This is a genomic window from uncultured Roseivirga sp. (assembly GCF_963973945.1).
GTDB lineage: Bacteria > Bacteroidota > Bacteroidia > Cytophagales > Cyclobacteriaceae > Roseivirga.
Genome location: NZ_CAXBBV010000008.1, coordinates 58,837 through 84,611 on the forward strand (window position 1 = coordinate 58,837; position 25,775 = coordinate 84,611).

The window sequence follows — 25,775 nt, forward strand, 5'->3', positions numbered from 1 at the left end:
CTTTTGGAACAATAAGCATCTAGCAAACTATAAAGCCTCTTTTTTGAAAATTAAGCTGAGTAAAATTGGTTTAGTTTCCTCTTTGACTTTTACTCCATTCCCAATTTTACGGCAATTGCCTTATTGAAGCAGCTTGGGCGAGCAGGTAAGTTTGTAGAGTACATAAACCGTTCAATCATGCATTTTGAAAAGAAAGTCCTAGTGCTCATAATTGCTATTTTAGCAGTTTTTGCTTGCGACCCCAAAGAAGACACAGACCCAACTATTAAGGCAGCACAAAACGTCACATTCAAGAAAATTATGGAGCTTTCTCCCTTTGCTGCTGCTGAAAACATCAGTGTAAGCCCTAATGAGAAGTACATGATATTCTCGTATCAGGAGAACACCACGGTAAAAAATTATTATTCTAAAGATGGCGGAGAAACAGTTCAAGAGTTGTTTACCTACGGAAACGGCAGTGGCATCTCGACTCAAACCAATATCAGCAATAGCGGACTATTTGTTACAAGCGGTGGAGGAGTCTATGACCTCAACAATATCAGGTCAGGTTCTGCGGCTGTGCATTACGCCACAGGGGTAACTGATTCAGGAAAACTGATATACATTCAGAATGATGGTGCCAATGGCAAAACTTTCTTTATCGACAATAATGGCACTTATGAAAGTACAGGAGTTCGACTAACCATGGACCAGAGTTTCTACCTAGGTACTTCGGGTGAGAAAATGGGCTTTTTCGATAGCTATAATAGAGTGATAGGTGAGTTTGATGTAGCTACAAAAACCTTCACCCAAGCTACTTTAACCAACCTCAATTATTCACAAGTGTATGGCAATGGACTCAGTAGAAACAAAGTGAAAACTGCTTATAGCTACGGTCACTTCGCTTATGCAAAAGAGGGTGGAGTAATCATTATTACGCCAAGTAAAGAAATTCGGTACTATAATTACCCAGCCGATTATCAGATTTGGCAAAACACCGAAGGCGGTATGAAGCTTTTTGGCGACCATGCTTATGTAAATATTTTCGACAGGTGGGGCGCGAAAAAGTTGTATGTAGCTTCAGGCACTACGGTAGAACCAGTTGACCATGACTTTGCTGTTTGCCGAGTAGGAGATAAGGTGTACAGCCAAGGGTTTTTAGAAAATGGCTCTCGTTTTAAAAGCGGAATTATTAAGGAATCGAATGGGACGAAGTCTTACCTGCCATTGGAGTACGACTTTCAATATGCTTCAAATCAGATGTTTGGAAAAACTTATGTATTGGGCAATTACGCCTATGTGAGCGATAAAGTATACGACATTAGTGCTAAAACTTATGCCACTTCGCCCATCGGTGAAATAGTAAGCATTTATCATGACGAAAGTAAAACACTGGCTTACACTTCAAAGGGGATTTACACCAGTACTGATAACAGAAACTGGACCGAAGAATCTACTGACCCGATAAGACCTAACTTGGTGACCAAAGGCACCGATGGAAAATACCATGCGCTAACACTGGTTCAGCAAGTGTACATATCACCAAGTACCCAAGCTAGAACATATTCGGTCGATATCCGTGCCTACGAGTCTGTCAATGGTATTGGTTGGAACTTTGTAACCGGATCGGCCACAAACCTGTCAGGTACCGGTCCGAGATTTATGAGCTCTGATGGTAAAGTTCAGGCTATAAACAATAATGTGGGTAGTGCAGGTATCTCCTCTTTTAGTGAAAACTTTGGAGAAAGTTGGGTGAGGATTGTCAACGGTGTGAATACAACAACTGGCGAAGCAGTTCCAGCTGGTTTTAAAACCAGTGAATTTGAAATGAGCAACGGTAAGTTTTTGTCAGTGCAATTCGAATTCAACGGACAGATGTTCCTCAACTCTTGCGCAACTTCTACAGGCGATTGTACCGAAATAGAAATTGTTCCAAGTTTCAATGCTGAAAGCATGTATCAGTTCGATGATGGTAGTACCACTTTAACCAGTAAAGATGAATTGGTTTTCAATACGTTAGACGGTATTTACTTATCGAGCAGCATTCGCTAAGGTTAATGAAAGAACAACTTCCTTTAGCGCCAGAAGACATTAAAAGGCTGAGAAGGCACCTTATTCCCATGATGATTTTCCCAATCATGGTGGTGGTGATGTTTGGCCTTTTCGCCTCCTTTGTTTTCGAAGATATTTTTGAAACTTTCGGTAGCGACAGCAGCGGAAAAATTATGCTGGCTGTATTTGGCTTATTCTTTTTCGGCATTATCGGTTATATGATATGGTCGGCTTCTATCGATTTAAAAAGAGGTATTAAATATAGAATTACAGGCAAAGTTACCGACAAGCGCTTAAATGTAACCACGTCAACCACCACAGGCAGTGGTGGTTCAAGAGGGGCAAGTGGAACTAGTACTAAAACCACGAGAAGCTACTTTTTATACATCGATGGAGAAGAGTATTCTGTAGAGTATAAAGAGTATACGCGAACCAAAGTTGGTTCTCAAGTGGTGCTAGACCAAGCGCCAAAATCTAAACTTACTTTAAAACTGACCGAAGTACAGCCTGCAGGTTTCGATCAAAAAGTAGTGGAAGAGCAGAAAACCGAGAATAGAAAGTTTTTAGAAAGCACAGTTCAAGAAGTTCGCCTCAGCGACCGCGACCTAGAGGCCATAAAGGGTATTTATACTGCCGAAAAGAATAGACGGTTTATGTTTATGGGGCCTGTGCTAATTTTTGACCTGATGTTAATCGCTAATGGTTTATGGACTTTCGTGTTGGTGATTTTTCCGCTTCTGCTTGTGCCCTTATGTCAGTTTTATAGGGTGTTGAGAAGTTACATAAGGTACAACAATGCTAAGCTTTACGGATACAAAATAGGATACACAGCCTTGGTAGAAGATAAATTGACTTTCACTTCTAACCGTTCGGGCAATGTAAATAGGGTAGTGACTACCAGAGGCACTATTAATGTAAATACCCTTCTTTACGATAAGCTTTCAGTTGGTGATAAAGTCATTTTATTCGCTCCAAAGCAGGGTAAACACTACTTAAGTCTGGTCACTTTAGACAAAGAAGAGTTTCATTTGAGGTAGGGGAATGGTTAAGTCCGAACGGCTTGCACCCAACGGTTCTCAGCTATACGCAGGCAGGGCTTTTTACCACTGAGCTTCCTACGAAGAACTGAACTTCAAATTTACCACTTGCCTGTCCTACGAAGCACGAAACCCCTGCTTGCGTATAGGTGATGTTATGCGGTCGTACTTTTTAAGCCCATTTTCTTATAGCTTCTACAATACTATCTGTATTCCACCTAACAACTTCATTTGCTCTTGATGAAATAACTGTTGATACTCTCTCTGCTCCACGAGGCACAACACCAATAATAGGTTTTCCTAACCCCAAAGCCTTGTCCAATTCCCAAACCATCCATTCACTATGAGATGCATAGATACCTGCTATTCCTAGAACGACATCTGAATTTGATATTTTCTGTTTTAATCGTTGTCTTATATAATATGCATTATCTGAATTTATTGGAACGTCAGGTGTCGCTTCTTCAAATTGCACATTAAAATATCCTTTATTCTCTAATAGTCTTTTCAGACTGTTTAGGTCATCGATATAAGCCCAAGAGTGGCTTATGAAAATAGTGTATGTCTTTGCCATATTTTATTATTTTAAAAGATTCTTAATTTGATTAAGAGATTTTTGGTATGTTTCCAATTGCCATTCCTTTGGACTTAACTCCATAAATTTTTGTTCAAACTCTTTATGTTTTTCTTTTTCTCCTATACCAAAGTAACAATTTGATAAAGTAGCATAAATCCACATCAAATCACTTCTAATCTCAAAATCTTCATCCTCTTCAAAAAGATTAATGATTTTGATAATTTCCTTTCTAGTCTCTTTGGCAGAAAACTTCAAAAATACTTTTTCATCGGGATCCTCAATTAATTCAGCTTTTAGATTTAGGCATAAGGCAAAATTTTCACCTGTATAATAATCTTGATTAATTGTGAAGCCTCTTTTGTAATAATCTATTGCCCTATCAAGGTATTCTATTTCGTCTTGATTATTCTCCCAAAGTCTCTTATAAATTGCGCCTGTTATTCCTAAAGTTTCTGGGTCAATTGTATTCCTATCATCGGGTTCAAGCTGCTTTATTATGCCTAATGCGTCAATTAGAGCAACATTAGGGCTAACTGTTTTATCCTTGTAAGTACAAAGTGCAAGTTGCTGGATGAAATAAGTGTCATTATCAACCTTGTCTACGAGTTTTCTCCATAGTTTCTTAGCTTCTTTAAAGTTACTGTTTGACATTTCAATTTTAGCTTTCTCTGAAATGGCAAAAATGCTTTTCTCTTTCTCCGCCAAATCTTTAATGACTTGAATGTACTCTTCTTCAGGTAAGGTATATGGTTTTACGCCTCGAATATGATGAAATAAAGGACTGTCGGTTTCTTGACTTCTGTCTACTTCCTTTATTAATTCAGTTAATTCTCTAATACATCTTTCAGCCTCTTTACTCCCTATGTCCTCGCCCATATGAGTATATGTGAAAGTTTTGTTGTGGTTAATATCAAATGGGATGTTTCCATCCTTTTCTTTCATTACTATTGTAGAAAATGGGCGTGCTGCGTGTCTAATGCCAAGTTCATAAATTGCATTAGGGTTAAATGTCGTTATATCTGCAATTACAAGGTCAGAATGTATTAATAATGCATACATACTTTTGTCTATTATACCTGACTCTAATACCTCGTCACCTCTGATACATTTAAAACCTGCATTTTCTACCGCTGGTTTAATTATGGTGTTATATGTGACATCTAAGTCGAAGGTTTTACCTAATGTTGGGTCTGTTTTCTTTCCATAACCCATAATCACAAAACAAATCTTTTCCATTTTTTAGTTGTTCGTTGTTTTTTTAGTATGCCGCATAACGTTAGCTATCTTGCACTTTTATGCACGATATATTTCCAATAATTTACGAAAAGTGCACTATAGCCAACCAACGGGTACTGTATAACGTGCACTTTTTGAATTTTCTAGAAAAACACAGGGGTTTAAAAAGTATATGCGTGTTTTTCTTCTCGGAAGAAAAGAATTTAAAAGAATAATTACAAGGGTAGGTTGGTTTTGGAGCTAGAATTAGTCGGCTGAGCAATTGTCACCAACACAGGCCAGAGTTTCAGCTCTAAATCCGATTAACCGATAACTAATACACCAATCACCGATTTTTCTAGTCAAGTGCAAGGCCGTGGGAGATGCTGAAATAAATTCAGCAGGACGCTGTATGGCTGGCTTTTGAGCTAACCCCAACTTTTAACCATGAACCATAAACTCGGAACTTTCTTCCTCTTTTCCGATTAACTGATAACTAATCCTCTAATCCCCCAATGACTAATGACCGATCCACTGTTTCCCTGCTTCTGCGAAGCAGATTACGTCAATTGCCCTATTGAATGCCGTAAGCAAGCAGCCTAAGTTTGATTTATAATTTAGATTAAAATAGGAGGTACATTATGAATAGGAAATTATGGTTGTTTATGCTAGTCGCGATGTTTGCTGGCTTAACACTCAAGGCGCAATCAGTTGGTGAAATTAAAGTGAAAAAATTAGGGCCCGCTAACCTGAATTATCGCAAGAGTCCTAAACGAGTTGCCATTTCAGATTTTCAGGTAAACTATCAAACTGCACTTACCTTAGAAGATGAGAAAAAGGGCGGGAAAATGTGGCGAGGTGGAATTAAGGGAGATGCCAAAGCTTCACTTACCGTTGTGCTCGATGGTCTGAACCCAGATGATTTGCAAAAACTTACTGACCAGCTATATGCCCAGTACGTGAACGATTTAAAAGCTCAGGGTTTTGAAATCGCTTCCATTGATGAAGTTTGGAACCACAACGCTTTTGTGAAAAACCGTGAGAAAAGGTGGGAGTTAAAGGCAGGTGAAGGACCCGAGCAAGGCAAAGCCTTTGGTGTGATTCTGACCAGACCGTCTACGCAAAAATTTGTTGTTCCGCTTAAAACATTCGATAAGAATAAACCAGGTATCGCCAGTTTAGCCGATTATGTAGAAGGTACCGAAAACAAAGTGGTTAATCAGAAGCGTGACTTTATTTGGAACAAAGTAGTGATTGAGGTGACTGTTTTTGAAGATGGGCAAGGCGAGATGTCTAAAACGCTAAACAGACATGCAGGTTCGGCACAGGTAAAGGTGGAAACCAATTTTAAGGTGAATGAAGCCAGTACAAACCGATTTGATATGGGAACTTTCATGGCCAGAGGCGGAGTGGAAATCGAGGATGTTTTGGAAAGACAAAAGTTTGAGGCAGGTATGAATGCCGACAGAGATAAATTAGGAACAGATTATGGTGTTTTGAGAGTATGGAGTGTTGAAGATAGAGAGAAAACCAATTTTGCTACGGTGGTTTGCGATCCTTCTAAATACTTAAAAGGTGCTGAAATGGCAGTAGATGCATTCTTAAAATCTACTGTTCAGGAAATGGCCGCTAAAGCCAATTGAGAATACTTTTTATGGTGATGTGCATAAGCTCGTTGGGTTCTCAATTTATTCAGAACTCGCGGGCTTTGCCTTTTGAGTTTCTATCGCCATTTCTAATTTGCTTTCCCTTCTCAAAGCAGTTTTCAGAAAGAAATTCAGGTACGCTTCAGTCCAAACCTTGTTAATAATCAAATTAGGTTTGATCTTATAAAGGCTTGATCGGGTAATGAATGAAAAAATGTTTCAAATACTTTAAAGCTCAATTTCCCTAATTCAAATTCTTCTCTATTTTTATTACATGCGTTCATTCCATAAACTTCGTTTCCTAATAGCCATTTCGCTGCTACTATTCACGGGCGCCTACTTACAGGCACAGAATACACCTCAATCGGTTATCGATGCCCTTAAAGATTCCCTCTCTGTGAAGAGTGGAAAAGAGCGAATTGAGTTTTTAGGAGATATAGGCTTTAAGTACCGAACCATTAATAAAGATAGTGCATGGCATTACGTTCGCCAAGCCTATAAAGAAGCAGAGGCTTTTGGAGATAAGGATCTTCAAGGTAGAATATCAATGAATTTGGCCATTCTGAAAACCGAGGCCGGAGATTACGAGGATGCCATCAAGTCTTATAAACTCGCTATGAATTTGGTAGACTCTACCAATGGTTCGCAAACACTGAGTTTTGTATATCACAATATGGCGAATGCCTATGAGCGCACTGGCGTTATAGATACCGCTATTTACTATTCCTTAAAGGCGCTCAGACGTTATGAAATCGCCAATGATTCGCAGAGAATCGCATCGGTAAAGCTGAATATTGCCAGCCAATACCGAACCATTAAAGAGTATGAGTTGTCGGAAAAGGTGAATATGGAGTCTTTAGAAATGTATCGCGCTTTGGGCGATGTGTTTTTTCAGGCGGCAATTGAAAATAATTTATCCTTGCTCAATAATGATCAGGAGCGCTATCAAGAAGCACTTCAGCATGCAAAAAAGTCACTGGAATTATGGCAGTCTATTGGGCAAAGGTTGGTCGTAGCTTACAGTTATACCAACTTAGGTATTGCGCAAAAAGGACTGGGTCAGTTAAATGAGTCAGAGCAATCTCTTAAAAATGCCTTGGCACTTCAGCAAGAAAGGGGAGATAGATACGAGGTAATATTCTTGAAGATGCATTTAGCAGATGTATTAAATAAGAGAGGAAATTATACCGAAGCGGCAAACTTAGGTAAAGAAGCATATCAAGGAGCGGTGGATGATGACCTGCTTATCTTTCAACAAAAAACAGCACTCACGCTTTCTAGCATTTATGAAAATGAGCGCAACTACCAAAACGCATTAGTTTACCTGAAAAAGAGTAATGCGGCTCAGGATAGCCTATTTATTACCGATAAGGCCAAAGAAGTTTTAAAGCTTAAGCAGCAATACGAAACAGAACAAAAGGAAAACGAAATCCTTCGTCAACAAAATGAACTGGTTGAAAACGAGCTGATTATTAAAAAACGAAACAACTTGCTTTTAGCCAGCGGTGGCTTAGTGATACTTATTCTTGTGATAGGTTATGGGGTTTTTAGAGATCAGAAGTTGAAAGCACAAGCGCAAAAACGAGAGGCCGAACTGCAAAAGGCCATGGTAGAAGCGCAAGCACAAGAAAATTTAAAGGAACAACGTATTCGTATTGCCCGCGATTTACACGATAATATCGGGTCTCAACTTACCTACATTACCTCAATTACAGATACCGCAAAACGCAATATCGAAAAAGGAGAGGTGTTTATGGCAGAGAAACTAACCCAAATGAAGCAGTTCACTTTAGTTACCATTTCTGAATTGCGCGATACCATTTGGGCGATGAATAAGGATGAAATCAGTTTGGAAGACATTCAGGAGCGTACAAATCAATTGGCCGCTACCATTCACGATGCCACTGATGATGCCATTAGCGTACGCACAGTTGGCGACAATAGCGATAAGGTGCTGAATGCTTTTGTGGGAATGAACCTGTTCAGGATTATCCAAGAATCTATCAATAATGCCGTAAAACACTCAGAAACTAAAGAGGTGGTGGTGTCTTTTAAAGATGTTGGAAGCAAGATGGAAATTGTGATTGAAGACTTCGGAAAAGGCTTTGACACCAAAACACAGTCTGCTGGAAACGGACTTTATATTATGAAAAGTAGAGCGGAAAAAGCCGGGATAGAATTTAAGCTTAGCAGTAAAGTAGGAGAGGGAACAAAAGTAGAGTTAAGTGTAGAAGCTTAAAAATGTTAAAATTGGAGACCAATTAAGGCAGTGAAAAGTATGAGAACAAGGTTAGCCATAGTAGATGATAATACCTTTTTAGCGAGGGCTATTAATGAGAAACTGTCTCCTTTTAGTGATTTAGATATTAAATACACTGTTCATAACGGAAGTGAGTTTTTAGCCAAACTAGAAAAGAACCATAACCTTGATTTGGTATTGATGGACATTGAAATGCCTGTACTCGATGGTATTGAAACCGTGAACATTGTCAAGCAGAAATACCCTCATATCAAGGTGCTTATGCTCACGGTTTTCGATAATGATGAGAACATCTTCAATGCCATTCGTGGTGGAGCCGATGGTTACTTACTAAAGGAAATTGAAGGAGATAAATTATACAAAGCCATTGTAGAAACCATTGAGGGAGGCGCAGCCATGAGCCCTTCAATTGCAGTGAAAACGTTAAAATTGCTTCGGTATCCTGAAAAACAAGACTCACTCCGAATCGAAGAAGATATTGTGGGTTTAAGTACGCGTGAACAAGAAGTACTAGAGCAATTGGCCGAAGGGCTGAGCTATACTGTAATTGCCAATAACCTGTTTCTTTCGCCCAGTACAGTAAGAAAGCACATCGAAAATATCTACAAAAAACTACAAGTGCATAATAAGCTAGAGGCCGTTCAAAAGGCCAGAAGGCAAAGCTTGATCTGACCCAAGCTCAGTTTTTTTCAGATTAAGCCTTTTTCTCGAAATCCTTATAAAGTAAACTTGGCTGAATACCTTGGTTGTTCTGATACTTGCCTTCTTTGTACGTATCGTAATCCCCTTCAATGGTGTGATAGAAAATCTGACAAATTTCTACACCTGAATAGATTCTAATCGGTTGTACACAGAAAATCTCCAAAGTCCAGAAACCGTTGAAGCCTACATCGCCAAAGCCAGCAGTAACGTGAATAAACAAGCCTAAGCGCCCGATAGAAGAACGGCCTTCCAGCATAGGCACAAACTTAGAAGTTTCGGTGTGCTCCACCGTACGACCCAAGTAAAGCTTATTGGTTTCTAACAGTAACCCTTCTTCAGGAATAATCAGTTTTTCTGTTGGGTTAGGTTGCTTCATATCCAACTCGTTGTTGGAATAAGTGAGCAGCTCGTGATGTAACTTTAGGTTATAGCTATTTGGGTTAAGCTGAGAAGGACTAAAAGGCTCTATATTGATGCCTTTGCCCATTTCTCTTTGAATTTCCCTTCCTGAAAGAATCATATGATTAGTCTATGGTAAAAGAGGTTTCCCCTCCTTTTTCGTCTTTTAATTGAATGCCCACATTTTTGAGGTCATCTCTAATTTTATCTGAAAGCGCATAGTTTTTAGAAAACTTGGCTTCTTTTCTAAGATTGATCAAAACCTCCATTGCGCCCTCTAAAACATTGTTTTGAGCGGCATTTTCGGTTTCAGAAACTAGGCCTAGCACATCGTTAATAATGGCTTTAAATTTAGTTGTCACAAAGTCAAAAGCTTCCGCATCAATTTCAGCCAGTTCCGAAGGGTTTTGATAGTAGGTGTTAACTTTAGAACTGATTTCAAACAAAGAAGCAATCGCTTTTGCTGTATTAAAGTCATCGCTCAAATTTTGTATGGCTTGGTCGATAAAACCTTTCAGCTCTTCAGATTTCTCTTTAGAAACCTTTCCAGTTCCAGCAGCTGGCAATTTATCGATCAATTGAACGCTGGCCATTAAACGCTTAAAGCCTTTTTCTGCGGCCTGCAAGGCTTCGTTACTGAAGTCTAGCGTGCTGGCATAATGACTTTGAAGCATAAAGAAACGCACCGTCATTGGGCTATAACCACGCTCCAAAAGTTTGTGGTTTCCTGTAATCAGTTCTTCTGGAGTAAAACCATTGCCTTCACTTTTTGCCATTTTGCGACCGTTTACGGTAAGCATGTTGGCATGAATCCAATAATTGGCTCCTCCAGTATGGTGACAGCCTTTGTTTTGGGCAATCTCAGCTTCGTGGTGCGGGAATTTTAAATCCATTCCTCCTCCGTGAATATCGAAAGACTGACCCAAGTATTTTGTGCTCATGGCAGAGCATTCCAAATGCCAACCTGGAAAACCTTCGCTCCAAGGCGATGGCCAATGCATTAAGTGTCCTGCTTCAGCCTTTTTCCATAAAGCGAAATCCAATGGATCGGCTTTTTGGTCTTGGCCAGCCAAAGCACGCGTGTTCGAAAGCATATCGTCTACGTTTCTGCCCGAAAGCTCTCCGTATTCGTGTGCTTCGTTGTATTTTCTTACATTGAAGTAGACTGAGCCATCTTTTTCATAGGCAAATCCATTTTCAATGATCCTCTTAATAAATTCAATTTGTTCTATTAAATGGCCGGTGGCCGTAGGTTCAATAGAAGGCGCTTGAATATTGAAAATTTGCATTACATCATGGAAGCCATTGGTGTATTTCTGCACCACTTCCATAGGTTCAATTTCTTCTAAACGAGCCTTTTTTGCAATTTTATCTTCTCCTTCATCGGCATCGCCTACAAGGTGACCCACATCGGTGATGTTACGCACATAGCGTACTTTGTAGCCCAAAAACTTGAGGTACCTAAAAACAATATCGAAAGAAAGAAAGGTGCGAACATTACCCAAATGGACATCGCTATACACGGTGGGTCCACATACATACATGCCCACTCGGCTTTCTACTAGTGGCTTGAAAGCCTCTTTTTGTTTTGTGAGAGAGTTGTATACTGAAATTGGATATTGTTCAATCAGGCTCATTTAAGCTTGTCGTTCACGTAAGTTAAAAATTCTCTTTTGGTTTCTTCTTCTTTGAATTTACCGCTGTATTCTACCGTAACCGTAGATGAAGATTGGTCTGACACACCTCTAGAGCTTACACACATGTGTTCGGCATCAATATATACTGCTACATCTTCGGTGTTTAGAGCACTTTTCATTTCATCAAGAATTTGCAAAGCCAAACGCTCTTGCACTTGAGGTCTTCTTGAGTAATAATCTACAATTCTATTGATTTTAGAAAGGCCTATTACGTTTCCGTTTGGAATGTACGCCACATGGGCTTTACCCACAATAGGTAGGAAGTGATGCTCACAGTTTGAGTATAGTGTAATGTTCTTTTCAACGAGCATTTCACTGTATTCATACTTGTTCTGAAAAGTAGAAAGCGATGGCTTATTCTCAGGTTTTAAGCCTTTAAAAAGCTCCTTTACGTAAAGCTTGGCCACTCGCTTTGGCGTTCCACTTAAACTATCATCGGTTAGGTCTAAACCTAAAGTGTGCATGATTTTTTCGAAGTGGGCTTGAATAATAGCGATTTTCTCTTCGTCTGATAAGTCAAAAGCACCTTCGCGCATCGGTGTTTCAATAGAGGACATCACGTGATCGTCACCCATCTCTTCAATTTGCTTCAACAAATCCTCTGAACTTTTACCGTTTTTGTTTTTCATTTATTGATTACCTAAAACAATGAATCGTTTATACTGCCCGTAAGCAGAAAAGTTGTGCAAAAGTACAATTAATTGACTGGCTTTTGAAACGGGATTTCAAAAATGATTAATGCCCAATGCAGCCTTTAAACATGGTATTGCTCTATGTAGTTCAAAAGCCGTTTACTATCCCTTTCTAACTACTGTTTTGGTCTGAAAACCTTCATTATTTCGGGCTTGGTTTCGATAAACGCTCCGCCAATCAAATCGATACAATAGGGGATAGCAGGGAATACAGCATCGAGGCATTCTCTTATCGACTTAGGTTTGCCTGGTAAATTCACTACGAGCGACTTTCCTCTGATACCTGCCGTTTGCCTTGATAAAATGGCTGTGGGCACGTATTTCAGACTTTCTTGACGCATTAGTTCACCAAAACCTGGCAGCATTTTATGGCAGACGGATTCTGTGGCTTCGGGGGTTACATCGCGTGGAGCAGGGCCTGTTCCGCCTGTGGTAACGATTAAAGAACAGTGTTCTTTATCTGCCATTTGTTTGATGGTACTTTCAATTAAATGTTGTTCATCTGGAATCACATGATAAACAGGTTCCCACTTAGAAATGAGGTATTCGTTAAGGGTGTCGATAATGGCAGGGCCAGAAAGATCTTCGTAGGTTCCTTTACTGGCTCGATCTGATACTGTGATTATTCCTATTTTAACTTCCATGTTCCTTGTTTTGATGCAAATAAGTCAGGTTGAAAGAAGAATCCAATGCTTTAATGCGAAGTATTCGTTCTACCTTTGTGGCTGAATAAAATAAAACAAACAGTGACTACATTTTCCGAACTCGGCATATCCAAAGATTTAATCAAAGGTTTAAGCGAAATGAATATCCTTGAACCATCTCAGGTTCAGTCGCTTTCCATCCCAATTCTGCTTCAGCAAAACACGGACTTTATTGGTCAGGCGCAGACGGGAACGGGTAAAACCGCGGCTTTTGGTTTGCCATTGCTTCAGAAAATTGATGCAAAGAAACAGACTATTCAAGGTTTGATTTTAGCGCCAACACGTGAGTTATGCCAGCAAATAGCGAAGCAGCTATTTAAATTCACCAAGTACACCGATAAGATTTTTATTGAAGCGGTATATGGTGGTGCCGATATGCAAGTTCAAATTCAGCGCCTACAACGACCTACGCATATTGTTGTTGCCACTCCTGGTCGCTTAATGGATTTGATCAAAAGAGAAGTGATTGATATTTCTCAGGTGAAGTACGTGGTGATGGACGAAGCGGACGAAATGTTGAGCATGGGCTTTAAACAAGATATGCACAGTATTCTTGATTTTGTTCCTGCCGAACGAACCATTTGGCTATTCTCGGCTACCATGCCTGATGGAATTAGAGAAATTATCTCGAAGTTCTTAAGAAATAATGCTCAGAAAATAGAAGTAGGTAGAAGTGCTGGTGTAAATGCCAATATCAGTCATGAGTATGTGGTTTGCCAATCGAAAGATAAGGTACAGGAAATCAATCATTTCTTATCGTATCATAAAGACGAACGAGGAATGATTTTCTGCCAAACTAAAAATGCAGCTCGTATTCTAACCAAGCAGCTTTTGGCCAAGAATATTGCTGTAGATGTAATTGAAGGCGATATGGGCCAACGCGACCGCGATAAGGTAATGCGTATGTTCAAGAGCGAAAAAGTTGAGCTTTTGGTGGCTACCGATATTGCTGCTCGTGGTATCGATGTAAAAGGCTTGAGCTTTGTATTGCACTATCAACTTCCGCAGCAAATTGAATATTATACCCACCGTAGTGGAAGAACGGGCCGTGCTGGACTGAAAGGAACTTCGATCTTATTCATTTCTGAAAAAGAGAAGTCTAAAATTTTCGAAATCGAAAAGGAATTAAAGATCAAGATTAAACCGTTGAGTTAATTCATTCAGCCATTAGCTTTCTTAAAATACTAAAGTCTTGAGTTTCTGATTTTAGCCCAGTAGCCATCACCTCATGGTAGTTGTTTTCGAATTGAACGTTAACGATGTAAGTTTCTGCGCTATGCAGTTGGCTGGCAATTCCATGATAGATGTATGAAGCAATTTGGTCGTGCGACATCTGGAATGAATTGAAGTAGCCTGCGCTGAACAAGCATACTCTAATTGTATTGATAGGCTTTAGCTTTAGGCTATTTGGACTGTTGTGTAGTGTGAAATTTTTGTTGTAGTACATTACAGCCCTGATAATGTTTTCAGCAGTGTCTTCAATAGCATTCAAAAAATCGTTTGGGGTGCTGTACAAATCGGCTAGGGGAGGCACCACGTAAATCATGGCATAATTGGCATCTATTTGATAGGGGCGTAAATGATCTTTGAAAACATCTACGAAAACCGTTCCGTCAAAATCAATACAAGCTGTATCTATTGGTGGCTTTTGAACAAGCGCAAACTGCACCCCAAAATCACTATCGAAGTCATCTATAAAAGCGGTCTCATTATTTTCGGCAAGACGGTGTAATGTTTTGTGTATTTTCTGATAAGGGTGCTTTCCTACAAAATTTTGTTGTACACTGAGGATGCCATAAAAAGCGCCTGTCATACCTTCTTGCCCCATTTCAAATAAAGACCCTGTGTAGGAAGTTCCAGCGTTTACTGACCCCATAACTACTTCTGGCTGAAGCGGTGGACTTTCGTAAAATACCTCACAAAAGTTGGAATGCTTTGGGTTGAGTAATTCTGCCGTGATGTGGGTTCCAGGGAATTTATTGATGATCATGGTTCAGAAAGCTAATTAAAATTGACGATTGGTCTTTACAAACTACGAATTTCTGCTCACAATTTTAAATGTCAGTATCTATTAAAACATTACCTGATTAATTAAGCTGGCGGTAAAGACGCTTAGCAAGAACCAACCAATAAAACCTTGAAGGATACAAACGTACCGCGCCAAGCCAGTAGTAGGAATGGAACCAAAGCCTAAGGTTACAAATGAGTTCAAACTGAGGGTAAAAGCATTGACCAAACTGACGGTAAAACCACCAGAAAGTCTCAGGAATGGCTTGAAATATCCGTGGTCATTTTTCTCGATAAAAATCTTATAGTCTGCTATTAGTTGTCCCTTGCTTTTTGTGTCCCATTCGCTTGGGAAAAAGAAGTAGAAGATGGCGAATAAGGCCACTACAAAAATTGAGATTCGGATGGCTCGGGCAGGGTTTGTTCCATAGTCGGTGTAGAAACGCAGTAGCTGATTCAGGCGCCACTGGATAAAGTTTTCAAGTCCACCATAGGTTTTGTATTTGTATTTCAGCTGCCTTAGCTGCACATCTTTCATTTCAACATAAGTATGGTTGGCATCATCAATTTGCCCATTTTCTTTAAAGACCTTATATATTCTGTAATAGCTTGAAATAAGCCCTTGGAAAAAATATTCATCTTCAAAGCCGAGTTCTTGATCTCCTTGAAAAGGGATAAGAATCATGTCACTAGTTTGAGCAAAAACGGAATCTCTTTGTGAGAGGTTTAAGCCATAAATTTCGAGGTTTTCAGATAAAACTGATTCTACGGCCAGAGCCGCTGCTAATTTGAAGCCCTGAAGATCCTTCCAATGTAAATCGTTGTTTTTACCTTGAAGTATAAGGTCTGTAAATATAAGGCCCTCTAATACTTCATTCTCGATGAATGTGAATTTGTTAGCAACAGTGCAAGAAGGAAAAAACCTAGATTCAAATAGGTTTTCACTTACTTGCATATAATCAAAATCCCCTTCTATATAAATGATTTGATCCTCTCCATTGGATAGAAATTCATTTCCTTCAACTATCATTTGGTTTACTTCACCAAAAAGATTTGCCCTCAATTGAGTGCGGGGAGTAAAATTTTCAGGAATTAAATCAGGGTATTGAATTTCCATGCTTGAGGAAATTGGGTCGAAAGTATTCCTAGCCAAATAAAAATCAGTAAAGTTGCCCTCAAAAACTGGAGCAATGTACGCACCTTCTTTAAACCTAGAATCTAGGGTCCAGAATTCTTCATTTATGGTGGAACTACCAAGTTCAAAAAAGGAATCAAATACACATGCTGTTATTTGATATTTTATAAAATGGTTTTGATAGTCTCGGAACTTACCAAAGTTAACATTGTCGTAAATCACGCCTTTATTTACCTTGGACTCATAAATGGAATAAAACGAAATATTAGAGTCGTAAAGATTCAAGTACTCAATTTCACTTAAGTCAATCAGAAATTCCTCTATGTTTAAATTCGACAAGGTTAGGACCTTCGCAGAAACATTGATTAATGACAGTTCCAGTACATTGCTTATTAGGCCTGAAGAATCAAGAGGAACTGACTTTCCCAATATTGACTCCAGAGCTGCTATAAAGTTCAGCGAATCATTTTGTAATTGCCTTTTATTGATGTCATCAATAATTGTAGTGTTTTCATAGATCAATACTTCCTCTTTGGAACTTATTAAGTCCTTATAAATTGAAGACAGGTTAATTTGCTTTGGTGTTTGATAAGCAAATGACTGATTACAAATTGATACTGTAAAAAGAAGTAGTAAACTCGTTTTAAAAAAGCTGCTTAGAAATTGGGAATTCATGTTCTTGAAATCGATTAAAGTAGGCTTTTGATAGTGCTGAAATCTTGTTTTATACTCTTTACTTCATCTCCCATTAGGTCATAATAATTGTTTTCGAATGGTATAGAAGTAATACAGGTATAGCGGCTATGTAATTCACTCGCTATACCTACGAATAAAACTCTGTTGCACACTCTCGTAAAAAGCTCCAGTCATGCTTTCTTGTGCCATTTCGAAAAGCGGACTTGTATAAGAAGCACCCGCGTTTACAGTAGCCATTACTACTTCGGGTTGAAGCGGTGGACTTTCGTAAAATACCTCACAAAAGTTAGAGTGCTTTGGGTTGAGTAATTCTGCCGTGATGTGGGTTCCAGGGAATTTATTGATGATCATGGTTCAGAAAGCTAATTAAGGTTGACGATTGGTCTTTACAAACTACGAAAAATAATCGAAGAATTGGTAGGACTATAGTCCTGACTTCATTGTAATTCTCCCATTATGATGACACGTTCATTTTTTATACTTTCATGAAAAAAAGAGAATGAAAAACCTGTTAGCGCTATTATTCATTGGATTCCTTTCAAGTTGCACTCCAGAAACCACTTACCCTGTAGGTCAAATTAAAACCGATAAAGGCGATATTTTGATTTGGCTTTACGATGAAACCCCAAAACATAAAGAAGCTTTTATTGAACTGGCCGAAGAGGGGTATTGGAACGACTATACCTTCAACCGTGTCATTGAGAATTTTGTAGCACAAGGCGGTTGCCCAGATACGCCCGAAGGTTTTGCTTATTCAACCCACCTTTTAGAGCCTGAGTTTGATCCAATTGCCAAGCATGTTTATGGTGCTTTTGGAGCAGGTCGCGATAACAATCCTGGTAAAATTTCGGCTGCCTGTCAATTCTATATTGTTCAGAACAAAAAGGGTTTACCACGTTTAGATGGAGACTATACTATTTATGGGCAAGTGTTTAAAGGAATGGATGTGGTTGATCAAATAGTTAAGGTAGAAAAAGACTCAACGAATGCGCCTTTGGTTCCTATTAAGTTAGATGTTAGTGTTGTACAAATGACAGCCGCTCAAATTGAAGCAGAAGGTTATACAATGCTGACCAAAGGCCAGTAGTTTGGATAGTTTTTCTGATGATTAGGCTTTGTCTCTTCTGTCTGAGTAAAGGAAACATTTAAGCTTTTGAGATATTTTTCTTTACTAGTTTCCAAGTATTGATTAGTCCAAATAAAGGCCCTACAAACAAACTAAACATCAACCATTTGGTATCGATAACAGTGGCCAGATAACCCAAAAGTTGAATACTGGGAATGGTCAGTAGAAAGCCGATACTCACTACAATGGTAATGGCCGTACCGACAGATTCTTTAGGTGCGGTCTGCGCAGTGAGTGATGAAAACTGAGCAGAGTCGCCAATTACGGCAAACCCCCAAACGAGGAGTATTACTATAAAAGCTATTTCGTTCAAATTAAAAATTAGTGGCGAAAGCACGCAGAGTATTCCAGAAATCAATAGGAACATGAAAGCTACTTTGGTACTCCCTTTCTTTACAGAGATAAACCCACCTAAAACACAGCCAAAAGCACCAATGGCCATGATGATAAATGTATATAGACTTGCTGAAAGGTTGGTGTTGTGTGTTTCATTATAGTACACCAGCAATACAGGAAGAAATGCCCAAAAGGTGTATAGTTCCCACATATGGCCGAAATAACCAAAGGCGGCAGATCTAAATTCACGTACTTTGAAAACTTCGAAAATCTTAGCGGGATTGAATTTTGCACCTTTTCTGCGGTGTGGCCCTTCCCCCACAAAAACCACCATGGCTAAACCACCAAGAATGGCCAAAATGGAAGTGCCTATCAAAACGAATTCCCAAGAAAGACTACTGCCAGTATAATTGAGTAAGTGCGGAAAAGCCGAGCCTAAAACCAAGGCGCCCACTAGGTAGCCAAGTGCTTTGCCAAGTTTACCTTCAAACCAATCAGAGGCTATTTTCATCCCAACGGGATAAATTCCAGCAATGAAAATTCCTGTAAGAAAGCGAGCGGAAAGCAGAATAAAATAGGTAGGGGGTAAGAAAATTAATGAGACGTTTAACGCGCTACCTATAAGGGCGCAAAACAGAAATACCCAAGAGGGCTTAAAACGATCGGCAATACTGAGCAAAGCAAAAGTAAAGGTGCCGAAGATAAAACCTAGTTGCACAGAAGATGTTACAGTAGCCAGGGCATCTTTAGGCAACTGCCATTCTAATTGGAGTTCTTTTAAAATAGCGTTACCAGCAAACCAAAGGGAGGTTCCCGCGAATTGGGCAAATACTATAGTGGGCAGTACCCGCTTGGGAACGTTCAAAGTCAAAATTAATGAAGCTTGGTTGGAGTAAAGTTACTCAGTATAGTTTGACTTGCTAAGGGTAACTCACATCTTCTCGATAATCTTTTGAATCAATTCGTTTGTAGTTTCGTAATCTGTATCGCTTTCTTTAGCAAGATCGATTGCCTCTTTGGCTTTTTTAAGTGCTTCAGTGTATTGACCTGAAAGGTATAAAAGGGCTGCGTAAGTATCGGTATTGTTGTAATTAGCATTTAAACTGATGGACCGCTTTACAAACTCCAACGCTTTTGCCATTTTTTCGTCTGTCTCGGGAATAATTTTGTCTTCGGGTTGTTCTAAATAATAGTCCCAAGCATAAGAATTAAGACCTTCAGAATCTTCCCAAATAAACTCTTTACCAAAGTAATCCACAAACATATAAGACCTTAAACTATAGCTTGCATCGATATATTTAACGTGGCCCATATCATCAAAAAGCATTATAACTGGGGCTTTTGCTACTGTGAAATAATTATCAAAGGAGTTGTTTAAATCACTGTCTACATACAGGTTGGTTACATTGCTCCAGTAGTTATTATGATAATTATTGGCTTTCATGGCTTTCCAATCTTCGTCAATATTCACTGCCAAAACCTGAACTTTACCCGATTTTGCGGCAGCTCCCAATGATTTGACTACATCCATGCATGGAGTACACCATTCTCCGCTCCATGTAATTAAGAAAGTTTGTATGTAATCTCCATTCTTGTCTTTTATCAATGTTGAAATGTTAACGGTTTCGTCATTATCCGCTTTTCTCAATTCAAAGCTAATCTGAGCATTGACATATGTAGATAGGGTTAGACAAAGAGCGAGAGTGAGTAGACGTTGCATAAGGGTCGATTTTTAGGCCAATTTAGAGAAAATCAAACATCTAAATCAAACGACTCACATAAAAAAAATAGACACCTGAGAACAAAGGTGTCTATTTTTAATCATTGATACCGAAAGCAAAATGCGGCTTCTAGTTTAATAACCCCGCCCTTCTTAAAAGAGCTTTTACATCTGGTTCTTGACCTCTAAATCTCTTATAGAGAGTCATAGGGTGTTCTGAACCTCCTTGAGATAGAATGTTGTCTTTGAATTTAGTTGCTACTTCTTTATTGAAAATGCCGTTTTCTTTGAAGTACTCAAAGGCATCGGCATCCAGCACTTCAGCCCATTTGTAACTATAATATCCAGCGGAATAGCCTCCTTGAAAGATGTGTGAAAATGAACAACTCATGTTAGTTCCATCAATAGGAGAGAGCACTTCGGTATTCTTCAAAATGTCTCTTTCAAAATCAGAAACACTCGTAATACTAGAGTTGTCTTGCCCGTGCCATGCCATATCTAACTTGCCAAAGCCCAACTGACGCATGGTTTGATAACCTTCTAAGAAATTAGCACTTTCCTTTATTTTTTCTACCAGCGATTCAGGAATAGTTTCTCCCGTTTCGTAATGCTTCGCGAAAAGGTCTAAACATTCTTTTTCGTAACACCAGTTTTCTAATATTTGAGAAGGAAGCTCAACGAAATCCCAGTATACACTTGGGCCAGAAAGACTTTCATATTGAACATTCGAGAGTATTCCGTGTAGGGCATGACCGAACTCATGGAAGAGGGTGGTTACTTCGTCAAATGTGAGTAAGGAAGGTTTACTTTTTCCGGGTTTGGTAAAGTTGCATACGTTTGAAACTAATGGGCGATGATCACCAAGTTCATCTCTGTATTGGCCTGCAAAAAGGGTCATCCAAGCTCCAGCTCGTTTTCCTGGACGTGGAAAGAAATCGGCATAGAAAATTGCCATGTGTTCACCCTTCTCATTCTTCACTTCATAGGCCGTTACATCAGGGTGATAGACTTCTATTTCATCATTCTTCTTGAACGTTAAACCAAATAGCTTTTGAGCAGTTTGAAAAACACCGTCTACCACGTTTTCAAGTTTGAAGTATGGTTTTAGCATTTCATCGTCAATGCTGTACTTTTCCATTTTCAGCTTTTCAGAATAATAACCAAAGTCCCATCGCTCTAACTTTTCTATACCATCTAATTTTTTTGCAAAAGCCTCTACTTCTTTTACATCGTTTTTAGCAGCCTCAATTCCGTGCTTCTGTATTTCATCTAAAAAGGCGAGGACCTTTTTAGGCGATTCAGCCATTCTTTCTTCTAAAATAAAGTCAGCATGTGTTTTGTAACCCAAAAGCGCTGCGCGTTCATTTCTAAGCTTTACAATTTGCTTTACCGTTTCTTGGTTGTCCAAATCATCTCCTTTAAATGCTTTTGAAGAGAAAGCAATACTGAGTTCTTTTCTCAATTTCCTGTTGGCTGCGTAAGTCATAAAAGGAACATAACTAGGGTAATCGAGGGTAATAACCCATTTGCCTTCATGTCCTTTGTCTGTTGCATCTTGAGCAGCTTGCTCTATGGCGTAGTCTGGCAGCCCTTTTAAGTCAGTTTCATTTTCTAAAACCAGCGCATACTTATTCGTTTCGGCTAAAACATGCTCTCCAAATTGTAGAGATAATTTTGACAGCTCTACATCAATGCTTCGAAGTTTTTGCTTTTGTTCATCATTTAAAAGTGCTCCGTTTCTTACAAAACCTTTATAGGTTTTATCTAATAAGGTGATCTGCTCAGGAGTAAGTTTTGAACGATCTGTTGAGTCGTATACCGATTTCACCTTCTTGAAAAGTGCTTCGTTTAAAAGTATATCATTTGAAAACTCAGTCAATAGTGGAGACACCTCTCTTGCAATTGCCTGCATCTCATCACTGGTTTCAGCAGAATTTAAATTAAAAAAGATAGATGAAGCCCTGTCAAGTTGCTTTCCTGAAAACTCTAATGCTTCTACCGTATTTTTAAAATTAGGTGTTTCACTCAGTTTATTAATACTATCAATTTCAACCTTTGCCTGATTGATTAAAATTTCAATAGCGGGTTTGTAATGTTCGTTTTTGATTTGTGAGAAGTACGGAGTTTGAAATGGGTTGTCGTTTTTATTAATAAGGGGATTCATCGGAACAATTTTAATCTGTTTGAACACTGCAATATTAACCAACTCAAAATAGAAGCAGTTTCTAATTCCGGAAAAAGTTTTTCATTCTTTTTGATCACAAAGAGGGTTTGTGTTTTGAGTATTTATCTGGGTGTTATTACAGGGCTTCTTGTATTATAGTCCAAATAAATTGAATCGTGTTTTTCTTTAATGGTTGGCGGGTAAATTGACGCTCCTTTATATTAAATAACGAAATAAAAATAAGCATAGAATTTGAGTAGGGTGTAAACTATTAAAAGAGTAATGAGGTTGTATGAATACAAAAAAGCGCGTTTCGCAATATGAAGATATTCTTAGATTGATAAATCCGACCCCTCCGAACCTCTCGTATGTCAAATCTTTAAAACGCTAACTGATCATCTTTGATGAGATTTATTACTTTCACCATTACCCTTTTCTTGCTATGCCATTTCCCCACTTTTGCTCAAGCTGTATTTGAAACAGCTGGGAGTTCAACATGGAATAGTACATCAAGCTGGACTTTAATTAGTGGAACAGATGCTGATGGAATTCCTGACTCAAATGATAATGTAACAATCAAGTCTGGCCACTCCATTAGGATTACTACAAATGAGGCTGCTAATAACTTGGTTTTTAATGGAGGAACGATTGCTTTTAACAGTACAAGAACGCTAACGGTTAATGGCAATGTTACCATGACTGCTAGTTCTGAAATTTCGGGATATAACAATGCCCATATATTTCGAGTATTGGGTAGCTTAAATGTAAGTACAGGTAATACACTTACTGTAGGTGCAATTAAGTTTGAAATTCAAGGAGCTTCTACCGTAAGCGGAACTTTGGCTATTTCTGGCTATGGAGCAAAACCTCGTGATTTTGGTGATTTAACAATCAACTCAGGAGCCACTATGACAGTAGGTGGTCAAGACCTTTACACTTTCAATGGTAATGTAACCAATAACGGAACTTTTACGGCCAACGATCAAACGGAATTTAGATTTGCTAAATCAGGAGGTACAATTGGTGGAAGTGGAGTTATGAGCATGTATAAAGTGGTTTTTAATTCTCCAGCTTCATACACCAATAATGGAAATTTAGCGGTGAGGTCTACCATGTCGGGTACGGGTAGCTTTACCAACGGAGCTGGCGGAAACCTTGAGTTACAGAATGGAGGGCCTTTTACTGTTAGCACTTTTAATGCTTCGGCTACTGGTAATACAATTACTTACACTGGTTATGGTAGCCCAACTTCATTTTCTGGTAACTACTATAATCTTGTGCTGAATAAATCCAGCGGAACATTGAGTTTTGGAAGCAGTCTATCCGTGTTGAATGATTTAACCATTCAGGATGGAATACTTCAGGTAAATGCTGTAACGCTTACTATTGGTAATGATTTGACAATTGAGGATGGTGAGTTTACTCCCGATAATGGGTCGGCAGTAGTGAACATTGGAGGAGATTTTATAGGAACGGGAGGTCAGTACGACCATAATAATGGCGATGTAAATGTTACTGGTGTTGTTGATATTTCAGGTACTGAATTTCTGTTTAGTGGAGTTTCGTCTACTTTAGATGCCGGCTCTTTTTCAATGAATAATGCCGCAATTACTTTTAGTAGTGGTACAATCTCTACCTCGGGTAACTTCACTTTAAACGGAACGAGTAATTTAATTGTAAATAATGCTGCTGCTACGCTTTCAGTTGGTGGCCAGTTTTCTTTAGTGAATGGAACCACCAATTTAAGTGCTGGAAACTTCTCAGCAGGGTCAATATTAGTGGCTGCAAGCAAAGAATTGGTTATAGGAAATGTGCCTACCACAGTGTCAGGAACTACTACAGTGAATGGAACCATCACATTCAATTCATCAGGGAGTGCCAAAAATTTCAGTTCGATTTTAGTGAACTCTGGAGGTTTATGGGCGGTTACACAACCCAATAACTTTACCGTTTCTGGAAACATTACGAACAATGGCTCCTTTACTAGTCCAGGTTATGGAACCAGTATTTATACACTTTCTAGTACATCAGGTAGTTTAAATGGCTCTGGAAGTTTATCTCTTAGGGATATCCTAATCAACACACCAGCTGTTTATACTAATAATACAGATTTAACAGTTGGGGCTAGTTTGAATGGATCAGGCACATTTATTAATGGATCAGGAGGAACACTGAGGTATCAAGGCGATAACAGTGGAGGTTCAAATTTCACAGTCTCAAATTTTACGGCATCTGCTACAGGAAATACCGTGGTATATGGTGCAGCTTCTTCAAGCCAAAGATGGAGGGCAACAACTAGCACAAATAACGATTACTATAATGTAACCTTAAATTTTACAGGCACGGGGGATTATCAACGTTTGCAGTTGGTAAATAATGTAAGAGTCAATGGAACTTTGAACATAGTGAATGGAGACCCAGTATTGAATACTTACAATTTAGAGCTAGCCTCTGGAGCCAGCGTAACAGGTGGAAGTGCAACTGATTACATTAGACAAAACAGTTCTGGAACCATAAGAAAGTATTATTCAGCCACAGGTGAATCTATATCGCTTCCAATGGGAGATACCGATGATTATTCTCCGATTACCAACTTTACTTTAAGTGGAGGTACTTTAGGAGTAAACCCATTTGTGAGTTTTGGAGTTACAGATGCTGTTCACCCCAATAGAAATACAGACAACACAGGCTCTGGAGGAGACGATGACGGAACCGCAGCAGTTTCTTATTTAAGCAGATATTGGACAGTGAGCGGAAGTAATATTTCAGACCCAGAATTTAGCGCCACCTATCAATATGTAGATGCAGACGTTACTGGTACGGAATCAGACATGGTTGCTGCACTTAGAAGAACAAGGACTGGAGGAATGGGGCCAGTTTTAGACTGGAAAGAAGCAGGAACAGTAAATCCCACTACAAATACTGTATCTCTAAATAGTGGAGATGGATTTGGCGATATGTATGCGATGGACAACACAGATAGTCGTTTGCCCATTGTACTCCTTTCATTTATGGCAGAAAGGAGTGAGTTTGGTGTGAAGTTAAAGTGGATTACTACTTCAGAAATAAACAATGATTTCTTTACAGTTGAACGCTCTGTAAATGGTATCGACTTTGAACCAGTTTTATATGTTCAAGGAAAGGGGACAAGCGAGGAAACTAATACTTACGAAACCTTAGATGACAGCCCATTTTTAGGAAGAAGTTACTATCGCTTAAAGCAAACCGACTTTAATGGCGCTTTTGATTATTCAGAAATAAAGATGGTTGAGCTTAATTCAACTCAAGATGAAACACCTTCTTTTAGCGTTTATCCAAACTCTGTTTTGGCTGGGCAGACTTTAAATCTAAAAACTAAAGGTAAACCAGTAGAAAAGTCCGTTTTGTTAGAAATGAAGTCATTAAATGGTACCACTATATTTCAAAGGAACTTTCAGCTTTCAAAAGAAGAAACTATTGAAGTTCCAGCTGGGTTGGAATCAGGTTATTACATACTAAGAATATTAAGTCATGATCTCAATAAGACGTTTAAAATTATGGTTGAATAATATTCGAATTAGAGTTGAAGTTTATCTTATCTAGCTTCAAGTTTTAACCTCTGATTGATACCCCAATAAAAGTAGGGTGCTTG

The 25,775-nt window shown here is 38.9% G+C and carries 20 protein-coding genes; 8 read left to right on the forward strand and 12 right to left on the reverse strand.

Annotation, left to right across the window (positions count from 1 at the left end; translation table 11 throughout):
• The first annotated feature begins 177 nt into the window (after window positions 1-177).
• Window positions 178-2,031, forward strand: coding sequence for a hypothetical protein (locus AAC026_RS13640; RefSeq protein WP_339699017.1), 1,854 nt, complete (start codon window positions 178-180; stop codon window positions 2,029-2,031).
• A 5-nt stretch (window positions 2,032-2,036) separates the two neighbouring features.
• Complete coding sequence (locus AAC026_RS13645; protein ID WP_339699020.1) at window positions 2,037-3,068, forward strand: hypothetical protein; 1,032 nt, start codon at window positions 2,037-2,039, stop codon at window positions 3,066-3,068.
• A 172-nt stretch (window positions 3,069-3,240) separates the two neighbouring features.
• Here AAC026_RS13645 and AAC026_RS13650 read toward each other — a convergent pair whose 3' ends face one another.
• A complete protein-coding gene (locus tag AAC026_RS13650; RefSeq protein WP_339699022.1) occupies window positions 3,241-3,642 on the reverse strand; it encodes a TIR domain-containing protein in 402 nt (133 codons plus the stop codon).
• Between the two features lie 6 nt (window positions 3,643-3,648).
• Complete coding sequence (locus AAC026_RS13655) at window positions 3,649-4,881, reverse strand: TRAFs-binding domain-containing protein (RefSeq protein WP_339699024.1); 1,233 nt, start codon at window positions 4,879-4,881, stop codon at window positions 3,649-3,651.
• Window positions 4,882-5,501: 620 nt separating this feature from the next.
• On the opposite strand from AAC026_RS13655, the gene AAC026_RS13660 reads away from it, so the two are divergent.
• The 3 genes from AAC026_RS13660 to AAC026_RS13670 all read left to right on the forward strand — a co-directional run bounded on the left by AAC026_RS13660 (window position 5,502) and on the right by AAC026_RS13670 (window position 9,438).
• Window positions 5,502-6,503: a hypothetical protein gene (locus tag AAC026_RS13660; protein WP_339699027.1), complete on the forward strand. Its 1,002-nt coding sequence runs from the start codon at window positions 5,502-5,504 to the stop codon at window positions 6,501-6,503.
• Window positions 6,504-6,780: 277 nt separating this feature from the next.
• A complete protein-coding gene (locus AAC026_RS13665; protein ID WP_339699030.1) occupies window positions 6,781-8,745 on the forward strand; it encodes a tetratricopeptide repeat protein in 1,965 nt (654 codons plus the stop codon).
• Between the two features lie 39 nt (window positions 8,746-8,784).
• Window positions 8,785-9,438, forward strand: a complete 654-nt coding sequence (locus AAC026_RS13670; RefSeq protein ID WP_339699033.1) for a response regulator transcription factor — start codon at window positions 8,785-8,787, stop codon at window positions 9,436-9,438.
• Window positions 9,439-9,460: 22 nt separating this feature from the next.
• Here the strand turns inward: AAC026_RS13670 and dcd are convergent, their stop codons facing one another.
• The 4 genes from dcd to mog form a co-directional block, all read right to left on the reverse strand.
• A complete protein-coding gene (gene dcd / locus AAC026_RS13675; protein WP_339607885.1) occupies window positions 9,461-9,988 on the reverse strand; it encodes a dCTP deaminase in 528 nt (175 codons plus the stop codon).
• Between the two features lie 4 nt (window positions 9,989-9,992).
• Window positions 9,993-11,504 (reverse strand): cysteine--tRNA ligase, encoded by a 1,512-nt coding sequence (gene cysS / locus AAC026_RS13680; protein WP_339699036.1) that lies wholly within the window; start codon window positions 11,502-11,504, stop codon window positions 9,993-9,995.
• The gene (folE, locus tag AAC026_RS13685) at window positions 11,501-12,193 is read right to left on the reverse strand and encodes a GTP cyclohydrolase I FolE (RefSeq protein WP_339699038.1); all 693 of its coding nucleotides are present in this window, start codon (window positions 12,191-12,193) and stop codon (window positions 11,501-11,503) included. The genes cysS and folE overlap by 4 nt, the downstream gene beginning before the upstream one ends.
• Window positions 12,194-12,372: 179 nt before the next feature.
• The gene (mog, locus tag AAC026_RS13690) at window positions 12,373-12,900 is read right to left on the reverse strand and encodes a molybdopterin adenylyltransferase (RefSeq protein WP_339699041.1); all 528 of its coding nucleotides are present in this window, start codon (window positions 12,898-12,900) and stop codon (window positions 12,373-12,375) included.
• A 159-nt stretch (window positions 12,901-13,059) separates the two neighbouring features.
• Between mog and AAC026_RS13695 the strand changes: the two genes are divergently transcribed.
• A complete protein-coding gene (locus tag AAC026_RS13695) occupies window positions 13,060-14,115 on the forward strand; it encodes a DEAD/DEAH box helicase (RefSeq protein ID WP_339607881.1) in 1,056 nt (351 codons plus the stop codon).
• A 1-nt stretch (window position 14,116) separates the two neighbouring features.
• Here AAC026_RS13695 and AAC026_RS13700 read toward each other — a convergent pair whose 3' ends face one another.
• From AAC026_RS13700 to AAC026_RS13710, 3 genes are all read right to left on the reverse strand, one after another.
• Window positions 14,117-14,950, reverse strand: coding sequence for a hypothetical protein (locus AAC026_RS13700; RefSeq protein ID WP_339699044.1), 834 nt, complete (start codon window positions 14,948-14,950; stop codon window positions 14,117-14,119).
• Window positions 14,951-15,031: 81 nt separating this feature from the next.
• Window positions 15,032-16,777, reverse strand: a complete 1,746-nt coding sequence (locus tag AAC026_RS13705; protein ID WP_339699047.1) for an ion channel — start codon at window positions 16,775-16,777, stop codon at window positions 15,032-15,034.
• Between the two features lie 135 nt (window positions 16,778-16,912).
• Window positions 16,913-17,149, reverse strand: coding sequence for a hypothetical protein (locus tag AAC026_RS13710; protein WP_339699050.1), 237 nt, complete (start codon window positions 17,147-17,149; stop codon window positions 16,913-16,915).
• A 148-nt stretch (window positions 17,150-17,297) separates the two neighbouring features.
• Between AAC026_RS13710 and AAC026_RS13715 the strand changes: the two genes are divergently transcribed.
• Window positions 17,298-17,885 carry a peptidylprolyl isomerase gene (locus tag AAC026_RS13715; RefSeq protein WP_339699053.1) on the forward strand — a complete coding sequence of 196 codons (588 nt, stop codon included), beginning with the start codon at window positions 17,298-17,300 and terminating at the stop codon, window positions 17,883-17,885.
• Between the two features lie 58 nt (window positions 17,886-17,943).
• Here AAC026_RS13715 and AAC026_RS13720 read toward each other — a convergent pair whose 3' ends face one another.
• The 3 genes from AAC026_RS13720 to AAC026_RS13730 form a co-directional block, all read right to left on the reverse strand.
• A complete protein-coding gene (locus tag AAC026_RS13720; RefSeq protein ID WP_339699056.1) occupies window positions 17,944-19,131 on the reverse strand; it encodes an MFS transporter in 1,188 nt (395 codons plus the stop codon).
• Window positions 19,132-19,191: 60 nt separating this feature from the next.
• Window positions 19,192-19,980 carry a thioredoxin-like domain-containing protein gene (locus tag AAC026_RS13725; RefSeq protein WP_339699059.1) on the reverse strand — a complete coding sequence of 263 codons (789 nt, stop codon included), beginning with the start codon at window positions 19,978-19,980 and terminating at the stop codon, window positions 19,192-19,194.
• A 130-nt stretch (window positions 19,981-20,110) separates the two neighbouring features.
• Window positions 20,111-22,144 carry a M3 family metallopeptidase gene (locus tag AAC026_RS13730; protein WP_339699062.1) on the reverse strand — a complete coding sequence of 678 codons (2,034 nt, stop codon included), beginning with the start codon at window positions 22,142-22,144 and terminating at the stop codon, window positions 20,111-20,113.
• A gap of 404 nt (window positions 22,145-22,548) precedes the next feature.
• On the opposite strand from AAC026_RS13730, the gene AAC026_RS13735 reads away from it, so the two are divergent.
• Entirely contained in the window at window positions 22,549-25,692 is a 3,144-nt protein-coding gene (locus tag AAC026_RS13735; RefSeq protein WP_339699065.1) for a hypothetical protein, read from the forward strand.
• Window positions 25,693-25,775 lie beyond the last annotated feature (83 nt).